Origin of the sequence: Pantoea sp. GM_Pan_3 (assembly GCF_026541045.1) — a bacterium.
GTDB lineage: Bacteria > Pseudomonadota > Gammaproteobacteria > Enterobacterales > Enterobacteriaceae > Pantoea > Pantoea anthophila.
Genome location: NZ_JALNVA010000001.1, coordinates 1171891 through 1183949, shown reverse-complemented (window position 1 = coordinate 1183949; position 12059 = coordinate 1171891). Strand labels below are relative to the sequence as shown.

Annotated in this window: 8 protein-coding genes; 6 read left to right on the top strand and 2 right to left on the bottom strand. The window is 64.2% G+C overall.

The features are described from left to right. The first annotated feature begins 94 nt into the window (after positions 1-94). From OXR04_RS05615 to cobA, 6 genes are read left to right on the top strand one after another with little or no spacing between them, the layout of a single operon-like run. The gene (locus OXR04_RS05615; RefSeq protein WP_140028682.1) at positions 95-1345 is read left to right on the top strand and encodes a CmpA/NrtA family ABC transporter substrate-binding protein; all 1251 of its coding nucleotides are present in this window, start codon (positions 95-97) and stop codon (positions 1343-1345) included. A gap of 11 nt (positions 1346-1356) precedes the next feature. Further along, positions 1357-2229: a nitrate ABC transporter permease gene (gene ntrB / locus OXR04_RS05610; protein ID WP_009090596.1), complete on the top strand. Its 873-nt coding sequence runs from the start codon at positions 1357-1359 to the stop codon at positions 2227-2229. 10 nt (positions 2230-2239) lie between these two features. After that, positions 2240-3028 carry an ABC transporter ATP-binding protein gene (locus OXR04_RS05605; RefSeq protein ID WP_111208531.1) on the top strand — a complete coding sequence of 263 codons (789 nt, stop codon included), beginning with the start codon at positions 2240-2242 and terminating at the stop codon, positions 3026-3028. A gap of 10 nt (positions 3029-3038) precedes the next feature. Continuing rightward, positions 3039-7103 (top strand): nitrite reductase large subunit NirB, encoded by a 4065-nt coding sequence (gene nirB, locus OXR04_RS05600; RefSeq protein WP_267369417.1) that lies wholly within the window; start codon positions 3039-3041, stop codon positions 7101-7103. Next, positions 7100-9718, top strand: a complete 2619-nt coding sequence (locus OXR04_RS05595) for a nitrate reductase (RefSeq protein ID WP_267369416.1) — start codon at positions 7100-7102, stop codon at positions 9716-9718. The genes nirB and OXR04_RS05595 overlap by 4 nt, the downstream gene beginning before the upstream one ends. Then, the gene (cobA, locus tag OXR04_RS05590; protein WP_267369576.1) at positions 9718-10560 is read left to right on the top strand and encodes a uroporphyrinogen-III C-methyltransferase; all 843 of its coding nucleotides are present in this window, start codon (positions 9718-9720) and stop codon (positions 10558-10560) included. Before OXR04_RS05595 ends, cobA begins: the two co-directional genes overlap by 1 nt. A gap of 193 nt (positions 10561-10753) precedes the next feature. Here the strand turns inward: cobA and OXR04_RS05585 are convergent, their stop codons facing one another. Further along, positions 10754-11107 carry a DUF6404 family protein gene (locus OXR04_RS05585; protein WP_267369415.1) on the bottom strand — a complete coding sequence of 118 codons (354 nt, stop codon included), beginning with the start codon at positions 11105-11107 and terminating at the stop codon, positions 10754-10756. A 14-nt stretch (positions 11108-11121) separates the two neighbouring features. Then, the gene (locus OXR04_RS05580) at positions 11122-11934 is read right to left on the bottom strand and encodes a DeoR/GlpR family DNA-binding transcription regulator (protein ID WP_267369414.1); all 813 of its coding nucleotides are present in this window, start codon (positions 11932-11934) and stop codon (positions 11122-11124) included. Positions 11935-12059 lie beyond the last annotated feature (125 nt).

Sequence of the window (12059 nt, the reverse complement as noted above, 5' to 3'; positions counted from 1 at the left end):
GGCGGTGGGATCAGTGCTTTGGATAAAGGCGTCCATCCGCAGGCTTCGGTCTGTCGGAGGACGCCTTTTTTTATTTCTGTTCAGGGGCAACATGATGAGCAAACCGTCATTTTCACTGACACGACGTCAGGCACTGCTTTCCGGCGCGGCGCTGGGCGCAGCCTGGATCATTCCGGGATTACGCAATGCGGTCTGGGCGGCCGGGTCGGACGCGCCGGAAAAAGCGCAGGTGCGGGTCGGGTTTATTCCGCTGACCGACTGTGCACCGGTGGTGATGGCGTCGGTGAAAGGCTTCGACAAAAAGTATGGCCTGACGCTGCAGGTCAGCAAAGAGGCGAGCTGGGCGGCGGTGCGTGACAAGCTGACCTCCGGTGAACTGGATGCGGCGCACGTGCTTTACGGCATGATCTACGCGCTGCAGCTCGGCGTGGCGGGGCCACAGCACGACATGGCCAACCTGATGACGCTCAACCATAACGGCCAGGCCATTACCCTGTCGAACCAGCTGAAGGGCCAGGGCGTGACCGATCTGGCGAGCCTGAAAAAGGCGGTCGACAGCCGCCCCAAAGGCAGTCTGACCTTCGCCCACACCTTTCCCACCAGCACCCACGCGATGTGGCTCTACTACTGGCTGGCCAGTGCCGGAATTAATCCGTTTGAGGATATCCGCACCGTGGTTGTGCCGCCGCCGCAGATGGTGATGAACATGAAGATCGGCAACATGAGCGGCTTCTGCGTCGGTGAGCCGTGGAACCAGCGTGCCATCAGCGACAGCATCGGCTTTACCGCCGCCACCAGCCAGCAGATCTGGCCAGAGCATCCGGAGAAAGTACTCGGCACCCGCGCGCAGTGGGTGAAAGAGAACCCCAACACCGCCCGTGCGCTGACCGCCGCCGTGCTGGACGCCGCGCGCTGGATCGACGCCTCAGACGATAACCGCCGCGAAACCGCACAGGTGCTGGCCGGACGCGCCTGGATCAACACCCGCGTCGACACGCTGCAGGGGCGGATGCTGGGCCAGTATGAGAACGGTCTGGGCCAGACGTGGCAGGACGCCCATCCGATGCGCTTTTTCGACAACGGCAACGTCAGTTTTCCGTGGCTCTCCGACGGCATGTGGTTCCTGACCCAGATGAAACGCTGGGGCCTGCTCACCCACGATCCCGATTACCTCGCGGTGGCCCGCCAGATCAACCGCCTCGATATCTATAAAGAGGCGGCCAGCGCGGTGGGGCAGGTTGCCGTGCCCGCCAGTGAGATGCGCAGCAGCACCCTGATCGACGGCAAAGTCTGGGATGGCAGTGACCCTGCCGCCTACGCCGCCAGTTTCGCTATCAAACGTTAAGAGAGGTCGTTATGAAAACTGACGCGCGCGCCGTGGCGCAGCCGGTGAACCCCCCGAGCCGTGCCACCGTGATCCCGTTACAGGTCACCCCAAAAATCGCGCCCCGTCCGGCGCGTCTGCGGCCTCTGCTGCAGCGCACCATTCCGGCGGCGGGCGGCCTGCTGCTGCTCCTGCTGGTGTGGCAGCTCGCCGCGCTGGCGGAACCGGCGTTTCCGTCGCCTTACGTGACCTGGCAGGCCGCGCAGACCCTGTTTGCCGATCCGTTCTACAGCAACGGCCCCAACGACCAGGGCATCGGCTGGAACGTACTGGCCTCGCTGCAGCGCGTCGCCATCGGCTTTGGCCTCGCCGCGCTGGTGGGCATTCCGGCTGGCTTTCTGCTCGGGCGGTTCACCTTTCTCGCCCGGATGGGCAATCCGGTCATCGCCCTGCTGCGCCCGGTGAGTCCACTGGCCTGGCTGCCGATTGGCCTGCTGCTGTTTCAGCGCGCCGAGCCGGCGGCCAGCTGGACCATTTTCATCTGTTCCATCTGGCCGATGATTATCAACACCGCCGAAGGCGTGCAGCGCATTCCGCAGGATTACCTCAACGTGGCGCGGGTGTTACAGCTCTCTGAATGGACGGTGATGCGCCGTATTCTGCTGCCCGCCGTGCTGCCCGCTGTCCTTACCGGGGTGCGCCTCTCTATCGGCATCGCCTGGCTGGTGATCGTCGCCGCCGAAATGCTGACCGGCGGACTGGGCATCGGCTTCTGGATCTGGAACGAGTGGAACAACCTCAACGTGGCCAACATCCTGATCGCCATTCTGATTATCGGCGTGGTCGGCCTGCTGCTGGAGCAGGGGCTGATGCTGCTGGTGCGTCGCTTCAGCTGGGAAAAATAAGGGGAAGAGCATGAAACACATTATTCGCGTTCAGCAGGTAAGCCAGCGTTTTAACACCGCCAGCGGCGAGTTCCTGGCCCTCGACAACGTCAGTTTTGATCTCCACGAAGGCGAAACCCTGAGCCTGATCGGTCACTCCGGCTGCGGCAAATCGACGCTGCTCAACCTGATCGCCGGGTTGACCCGCCCCAGCAGCGGCGTGCTGCTCTGTGACAACCGTGAGATTACCGGTCCCGGCCCGGAGCGCGCCGTGGTGTTTCAGAACCATTCGCTGCTGCCGTGGCTGACGGCCTTTCAGAACGTCGAGCTGGCGGTGCAGCAGGTGTTTAAAGGACGTCTCACCCGCGCGGAGATGCACGACTGGATCGAGCACAACCTGAATCGGGTGCAGATGAGCCACGCCATGCACAAGCGGCCAGGCGAAATCTCCGGCGGCATGAAGCAGCGCGTCGGCATTGCACGGGCGCTGGCGATGAAGCCACGCGTGCTGCTGCTGGATGAGCCGTTTGGCGCGCTGGATGCCTTAACCCGCGCACACCTGCAGGACAGCGTGATGCGCATTCAGCAGGAGCTGAACACCAGCATCGTGCTGATTACCCATGACGTCGATGAGGCGGTGCTGCTCTCCGATCGGGTGCTGATGATGACCAATGGCCCTGCCGCGCAGATTGGCGAGATCCTCACCGTCGATTTGCCGCGTCCCCGCGCCAGGGTGGCGCTGGCCGATGAGCCGCGCTATCACCAGCTGCGCCAGAAGGTGCTGCATTTCCTCTATGAAAAACAGACCACGGCGGCATAGGGAGCAGACCATGAGGCAACGGTTGCTGGTGATAGGCAATGGCATGGCGGGGATGCAGATGGTGGAGCGGCTGGTGCAGCGTGCGCCACAGCGCTTTGCTATCACGGTCATTGGCCGCGAGCCGCACGGCAACTACAACCGCGTGCTGCTCTCGCCGGTGCTGGCCGGGGAAATGGTGTTCGATGAAACCCTGATCCATGACCCTGACTGGTATCAGCGGCACGGCGTCACGCTGCTGAGCGGTGAAACCGTGCTGCAGATCGATCTGGCGGCCCGCACGCTGCAGACCTGTCAGCGCCAGCTCGGCTGGGATCGGCTGGTGTTTGCCACCGGGTCTCGGCCGCGCCGTCCGGCGATCCCCGGCATTGAGGGCGATAACGTCGTGACGTTTCGTAGCATTGCAGATGTCCGGCAGCTGCTGGCGGGTGAGGGGCCGATCGTGGTGCTGGGTGGCGGCTATCTCGGGATTGAAGCCGCGGCGGCGTTGCGCGCCCGGGGACGGGCGGTGACGCTGGTTCATCACAAACCCTGGCTGCTGGATCGCCAGCTGGATGCACAGGCGGGCGGGCTGTTACAGGCGGCTCTGGAGCAGCGCGGTATCCGCTGTCTGCTGAACAGCGGCATTGCGGCCATCGGCAAAGCAGATGTGACGCTGACGGATGGCCAGCGCTGCGCCGCCCGTCAGGTGGTGATCGCCATCGGCGTTGAGCCGGAGGTGACGCTGGCCAGGGCGGCGGGGCTGCCCTGTCAGCGCGGCATTCTGGTCGATGGCCAGCTGCGTAGCGCGGTCAGCGGGGTGTATGCCGTGGGCGAGTGTTGTGAACACAAGGGGGAAACCCTGGGGCTGGTGGCCCCCTGCCTGGCGCAGGCTGAGATTCTGGCCGCGCAGCTGGCGGGATCGCCGCAGCCCGATTTCGTCAGTCAGCCGCTGGCGACCCGGCTCAAAGTCAGCGGCATCTCGCTGTTCAGCGCCGGGGATATCAGTGAGGGGGAATCCCTCCACAGTTTCGATCCGCTTTCCGGCGACTATCGCCGTCTGTTTCTTCGCCAGGGCCGCCTGCGCGGGGTGCTGCTCTCTGGCGACACCCGGCAGGGCCCGGCACTGCTGGCGCGTCTGCAGCGGGGCGAGGCGGTCACGCTTAACGCCCTGTTCGACCCCGATCAACCTGAACCGCAGCCGCAGGCTGCAGAGAGTCCTGAGATGAGTAAACCCGTATTAGCCGTGGTCGGTCACGGTATGGTCAGTCACTACTTTCTTGAGCAACTCGTTGCCCGCCAGCTGCATCAGCACTACCACATCGTGGTGTACGGCGAGGAGTTGCAGCCAGCCTACGATCGGGTTCATCTCTCCGACTACTTCAGCGGCAAAGCGGCGGATGCGCTGTCGCTGGTCAGCGCAGACTTTTTTGCCCTGCAGGGGATTGAACTGCGCAGCGGCTGTCAGGTGGTGGCAATCGATCGGGCGCAGCGCAGCCTGCGCGACAGCGCGGGCAATGAGCTGGCGTGGGACAGGCTGGTGCTGGCAACCGGTTCACGCGCGTTTGTGCCGCCGGTGCCGGGCCACGATGGCGACCGCTGCTTTGTCTACCGCACCCTGGACGATCTGGATGCGATCGCAGCCTGCGCCCGCCACAGTCAGCGCGGTGTGGTGATCGGCGGCGGCCTGCTCGGTCTGGAGGCGGCCAACGCCCTGAAGCAGCTCGGGCTGGAAACCCACGTGGTGGAGTTCGCGCCACGGCTGATGGCGGTGCAGCTGGATGAGGGCGGGGCGCTGATGCTGCGCCAGAAGATCGATGCGCTGGGCGTCACGGTTCACACCTCGAAGCAGACCGACATCATTGAGCCGCAGCCGGACGGCAGCGTGGTGCTGCGGTTTGCCGACGGCAGCGCGCTGCCCACCGATCTGGTGCTCTTCTCCGCCGGTATCCGGCCGCGGGATGAGCTGGCGCGGGAGGCGGGCCTGACGCTCGGCCCCCGCGGCGGCATTGAAATTAACGACTGCTGCCAGACCAGCGATGCGGCGATCTTTGCCATTGGCGAATGCGCCTTGTGGAACGGGCAGATTTTCGGGCTGGTCGCCCCCGGTTACCAGATGGCACGGGTGCTTGCCGGACATCTGGCTGGAGAGCCTGCGGCCTTCAGCGGTGCCGACATGAGCACAAAACTGAAGCTGCTGGGGGTGGAGGTGGCGTCGTTCGGCGACGCGCACGGGCGCACGCCGGGCAGCCAGCACTATTACTGGAGTGATGGCCCTAAAGGCATCTACAAAAAGATCGTGGTCTCCGCGGATAACACCCGGCTGCTGGGGGGCGTGCTGGTGGGCGACAGCAGTGAGTACACCTCGCTGCTGCAGATGATGCTCAATGCATTGCCGCTGCCCGCAACCCCGGAAAGCCTGATCCTGCCTGCGCTGGCCGGTGCGCCGAAAGCGCCCGGCGTCGCGGCGCTGCCCGACAGTGCGCAGGTCTGCTCCTGCCACAACGTCAGCAAGGGCGATATCTGTGCGGCGGTTCAGGCCGGATGCGGGGAGATGAGCAGTATCAAAAGCTGCACCCGAGCCGCCACCGGCTGCGGCGGCTGCGCGGCGCTGGTGAAGCAGGTCATGGAGTATGAACTGGAAAACCTCGGCGTCGAGGTGAAGAAGGATGTCTGTGACCATTTCAGCTATTCGCGTCAGGAGCTGTATCACCTGGTGCGGGCGGGGGAGTTCAGAACCTTCGAGGCGCTGCTGGCGTCTCACGGCAAAGGCCAGGGCTGCGAAGTGTGCAAACCGCTGGTGGCGTCGCTGCTCGCTTCCTGCTGGAACGACTACCTGCTCAGACCGGCGCATCTGCCGTTGCAGGACACCAACGATCGCTACTTCGCCAACATCCAGAAAGATGGCACCTACTCCGTCGTGCCGCGCGTGCCGGGGGGCGAAATCACGCCGCAGGGGCTGATTGCCATTGGTGAGGTGGCGGCGCGCTACGATCTCTACACCAAAATCACCGGCGGCCAGCGTATCGACCTGTTTGGCGCGCGGCTCGACCAGCTGCCCGACATCTGGCAGACGCTGCTCGACGCCGGGTTTGAAACCGGTCACGCCTATGGCAAGTCGCTGCGCACCGTGAAGTCCTGCGTGGGATCGACCTGGTGCCGCTATGGCGTGCAGGACTCGACCGCCTTCGCTATCACCCTGGAGAACCGCTACAAGGGACTGCGCGCGCCGCACAAGATCAAGATGGCGGTCTCCGGCTGCACCCGCGAATGCGCCGAGGCGCAGAGCAAGGATATCGGGGTGATCGCTACCGACAAGGGCTGGAACCTCTACGTCTGCGGCAATGGCGGTATGAAGCCGCGTCACGCCGACCTCTTCGCCAGCGATCTCGATGATGCCACGCTGCTGCGCTATGTGGATCGCCTGCTGATGTTCTACATCCGCACTGCCGATCGTCTGCAGCGTACCAGCGTCTGGATGGACAATCTGGAGGGCGGTCTGGACTATCTGCGGCAGGTGATCATCGAGGATAGCCTCGGGCTGGGCGCGACGCTGGAGGCGGAGATGCAGCAGGTGGTCGACGCTTACCAGTGCGAGTGGCAGACCACGCTGGCGGACCCGTCGCGCCTGGCGCTGTTCACCCCAACCCTCAACAGCGCGCAGCCGGATGAGACGCTGCACTACAGCCGGGTTCGCGGTCAGCGTCAGCCTGAAGCGGTGGCCGCGCGGCCGCTGTTACAGCTGCCCGCCGAGCCGTGGAGTGCCATCTGTACGCTGGAGGCGATTCCGCCTCAGGCGGGGATCGGTGCGCGCCTCGGCAGCGAACGGGTGGCCCTGTTCCGCTTTGGCGAGACGCTCTATGCGCTGGAGGATCGCGAGCCCGGCAGCGATGCCAGCGTGCTGTCGCGCGGGATTCTGGGCGATGTGGGCGGCGAGCCGGTGGTGATCTCCCCGCTCTATAAACAGCGGGTGCGGCTGCGTGACGGACAGAGCCTGGATAACCCGCAGCATCAGCTGCGCTGCTGGCCGGTGAAGCTGGAAGCGGGGCAGATCTGGCTGGCAAACCGTCCGCTTAACCCGCTGGCGCAGGCATCATGAACAGCACCTGTCCCTATTGTGGCGTGGGCTGTGGCGTCAGCGTCACGCCGCAGGGGTCACAGCAGGCCGTTGTCACCGGCGACCCGCACCATCCTGCCAGTCTGGGCCGATTATGCGTCAAGGGCGCGGCGCTGGGCGAGACGCTGACCCCGGAAGGCCGGTTGCTGACGGCCAGGGTCGACGGCCAGCCGGTCAGCCTGACATCCGCGCTGGATGCGGCGGCGGCGGGGCTGCGCGCGGTGATCGATCGCTATGGGCCGGAGGCGGTAGCGTTTTACGGCTCCGGTCAGCTGCTGACCGAGGATTACTACGTCGCCAATAAACTGATGAAGGGCTACATCGGCGCCGCCAACATCGACACCAATTCGCGGCTCTGTATGGCGTCCGCCGTGGTGGGATATAAGCGGGCGCTGGGCGCGGACGCAGTGCCCTGCTGTTATGAGGATCTTGAGCAGGCCGATCTGGTGCTGCTGGTCGGCTCTAACGCCGCCTGGGCGCACCCGGTTGTCTGGCAGCGGCTGATGCAGGCGAAGCAGCAGCGTCCGGCGATGCGCATCGTGGTGCTGGACCCGCGCCGGACTGCGAGCGGCGATCAGGCTGATCTGCACCTGCCGCTGCGTCCCGGCAGCGATGCGGTGCTGTTTTCCGGCCTGCTTCACTGGCTGGCACAGACGAAGGGCCTGGATGCCAGCATGTTGCCGCACCTCAACGGCGTCTCAGAGACGCTGGCCGCGGCGGCGGCGTGGGATGTGGTTCGGGTGGCGGTGGCGTGCGATTTAACCGTGCAGCAGGTGACGCACTTTTTCCGTCTGTTCAGTGAGCACGATCGGGTGCTGACGCTCTGGTGTATGGGGATTAATCAGTCCGTCACCGGCAGCGACAACAATCAGGCCATCCTCAATCTGCATCTGCTGAGCGGCAAAATAGGCCGCCCGGGCTGCGGTCCCTTTTCGCTGACCGGACAGCCAAATGCCATGGGCGGCCGCGAGGTGGGCGGGCTGGCGAACCAGCTGGCGGCGCACATGACGTTTACCGCAGAAGATTGCGACCGGGTGCAGCGTTTCTGGCGCAGTCCGGTGATAGCCCGCCAGCCGGGGCTGACCGCGCTGGAGCTGTTCAGGGCGATCGGGGAGGGCAGCGTGAAAGCGGTGTGGATAATGGGGACCAACCCGGCGGTGTCGATGCCTGAGGGCAACCGGGTGGCGCAGGCGCTGGCGGCCTGTCCGCTGGTGATTGTGTCCGATGTGATGGCGCAGACTGACACCAGCGCCTTTGCCGATATCCTGCTGCCTGCCCAGGGCTGGGGCGAGAAGAGTGGCACCGTAACCAACTCAGAGCGGCGGATTTCACGTCAGCGCGCTTTCGTCAGCGCACCGGGTGATACCCGGCCAGACTGGTGGCTGCTGGCTCAGGTGGCGCAGCGGTTAGGGTTCAGTGAGGGGTTTAACTGGCAGCATCCGTCGGAGATCTTCCGCGAACATGCTGCGCTGTCCGGTTTTGAGAACGGGGGGCAGCGGGCATTCGATATCAGCGGGCTGGCGCAGCTGAGTCAGGCGGAGTACGACGCGCTGCGTCCGGTGCAGTGGCCGGTAAACGCTGACCACCCCCAAGGCTGCGCCCGGCTGTTCAGCGATCGGCGCTTTTATCATCCGGACGGTAAAGCGCAGTTACGGGTGCCGGCAACGCCGCGGGCTGTGCCGCGTGACGCGGCTTATCCGCTGCTGATGAACAGCGGTCGGGTGCGCGACCAGTGGCACACCATGACCCGGACCGGGCTGGTGCCGCGCCTGATGCAGCATTGTGATGAGCCGTTTGCGGCACTGCATCCGGCGGATGCCGTGCAGTATGGTGTGACGCCGGGCGGGCTGGCGCGGGTGCAGTCGCAGCAGGGCTGGATCAGCGTGCGGGTGCGTGCGGATGCCGGGATGCGGCGTGGCGAGCTGTTTGTGCCGATGCACTGGAACCGGCAGTTCAGTCAGCAGGGGCACGTCGACATGCTGGTTGCCGCCCGGGCCTGTCCTTTTTCCGGGCAGCCTGCGCTGAAGCAGACGCCCGTGCGCATCCTGCCGCTGGCGGTGAAGTGGCAGGGCTGGCTGTGGCAGCGCGGGATGACACCGCCCGCCGGGTTGCGTTACTGGGCGCGCGTGCCCTACCCGGCGGTACAGCGGTTTGCGGTGGCGGGCGAGGGTTCGCCGCAGGCGTGGCTGGCCGATCATGCGGATCTGACCGGTTGTGAGGTGCAGGTCGCCACCGGCAGCGGCAGTGATTACCGGCTGCTGGCCTGGCGCGACGGCGCGTTGCAGCTGGCGTTTTACGCTGGCACTGTGCAGCCGGCGCTGGAGAGTGCGTTTGTCGCAGCGGCCTTCCTGACTGCCCCGCAGGATGCGGCCGGGCGGCACAGCGTGCTGGCCGGCCGGGCCGCAGAGGGCAGGGCGACGGGCCGGATAATCTGCAGCTGTATGGCGGTGGGTGAGCAGGCGATTTTACAGGCGATGGCGCAGGGGTGCCGGTCGACTCAGGCGCTGGGCGAAACGCTGAAGTGCGGCACACAGTGCGGCTCCTGTATTCCGGAGCTGAAGCAGCTGTTGTTGTCTGACGTGGTGGTGGAGGAATGATGACGCGGGCAATTGATTCTCTGGATAAGTTACTGGCTCCGGCCGGTGCGGGCGGGCAGGCGGGCAGGGTCTGGCTGGTCGGTGCCGGGCCGGGTGATGTGGATCTGCTGACGGTGAAGGCATTGCGGTTGCTGCAGCGTGCGGAGGTGGTGGTGTATGACCGGCTGGTGAGCGACGCGGTGATGGCGGAGGTGCCGGAGAGCGCGTTGTCGATTGACGTGGGCAAGCAGCCGGGCGCGCATGGTCTGAAGCAGGCGCAGATCAATCAGCTGCTGGTGGATCTGGCGCGCAGTGGGCGCAACGTGATCCGGCTGAAAGGCGGCGATCCCTTTATTTTTGGTCGCGGTGGCGAGGAGATGGTGAGCCTGCAGCAGGCCGGGATCCGTTGTGAGGTGGTGCCGGGGATTACGGCGGCGGTGGGCTGTGCGGCGGCCAGCGGCATCCCGCTAACGCACCGGGATTGCGCTCAGTCGTTGCGGTTGATTACCGGGCATGGGCGGCTGGGCGAGCCGCAGCTGGATGCGGCTGCGCTGGCGGCGGTGAATGAGACGCTGGTGTTCTATATGGGGCTGAGCTGGAGTGCCTCGATCAGTGCGCAGCTTCAGGCGCACGGGCGCGACAGGGAGACGCCGGTGGCGATTATTGAAAAGGGGACCCGGCCGGATCAGCGGGTGCTGATCACTAATCTGGGCGGGCTGGCGGAGACGGTGGCGCAGGCGCAGCCGGTGTCGCCGTCGCTGCTGATGGTGGGGGACGTCGTGCGGTTTTACCGGGCAGATTTGCAGGAGCAGGCTGGAGCGGGCTGTGAGGGTGGTGCGTCGTGCAGCAGGGGCAGGCTGTGAGAGCGGTGCGTCGTGCAGGAAAGGCCTGCCTGATCGCAAAGGATTCCCGCCTCCCTGCGGATTGGGCTCGCCCTCCCTGGCTCGCACACTTTGCTCTTCAGGCAGGCCTTACCTGCCCGGCTGACGACGGTGCGGGGTTTAACGACACCGGCCGGACGATGTGCGGGCGCTGGCTGTAGGCATCTGTGATGCTTTATAACGATTTCCACGCGGGCAGCCTGAAGACCCTTTTGCGCCATGCATGAAACAGCGCTAGAGGCAGACCAAAAAGAACGCCAGCGGCCAGATCAGGGATCAATAAAACGCGATATACATTAAGGTCAGGTAGTGCAGGGAAGATAAGAACAGCTGGCACGAATAGCATGGCCATCCCACCGAAAAACAGAAAATTAAACCAGAAAGGACAGAAAGTTGGTGGAGGAAGAGGAATCTTCATCTTCCACAACAGGCGATACAAAGGAGGTGCATAGTGGCTGCGCCACATTTTTGTTTCGGCCAGCAGGGCTAACGCCCGCGCTTTCTTTCGCTCAAAAGTCGTCTCTTTCATTGCGTGCTAATTCGTTACATCGCCCGCTTCATGGGCAGAGGGGCCACCAGCACTTTCACGCCCAGCGCTTCGAACGCGCTGACCTGAGCGGGGCTGATGCCGCTGTCGGTAATCAGATAGTGAATGTGGCTCCAGTCGCAGGGCAGCGCAAACATCGATACTTTGTCGATTTTGCTCGAATCGGCGACCACGTAAACCGTGCTGGCCGATTTGATCATCGCCAGTTTTACCTTGATGTCGGTTTCACTCGGAAAGCTCAGGCCGAGACGCGGCGAGATGCAGGCGGTGGCCAGAAAGAGTTTCTCCGCCAGCACGTTCTCAAAGAAACTGGCCGCTTTTTCGCCAGAGGTGGAGAGCGTCGGAAATTTAAAGGTGCCCCCGGTGAGCAGGATGTTGATCCCCGGCTCGCCACCCAGCTTCAGGGCGATATTCACCGCGGTCGTTACCACGGAGAGACGGCGGATATGGCTGAGGGCATCAGTGATGGCCGTGGTGGTGGTGCCGGAATCGAAAATCACCGTATCGCCATTTTCGATGTGCTGCGCCGCCAGTCGGCCAATCGCCTCTTTCTCTTCCAGGTGTGTCTGCCGCTCCAGCAGCATTGCACCGCTGTTCTGTTTACCGGTCATCAGGGTCGCGCCGCCGTGATAGCGCTGTACAAGCCCCTGTTTTTGCAGCATACGCAGGTCGCTGCGCAGGGTGGCCTCCGTCAGCCCAAAGGTCTCCGTCAGGGCTTTAACCGTGACGGTGCCATCCTCACGGATCATCTCCAGAATTTTCTCGCGGCGTTGCTGCATGTCAGCGAACTGCTCACTTTTGCTTTTCAATCGAAATGCTCCCTTTTCCAGTGACCTGACGGGTCGGGCAAACAGGCTCTTTGTGGCTGAGTTTAACGCGCCCTTTTTATGAATGCGAGATGGCCCGGCGCGTCATTGATTTTCGAATGAAAATA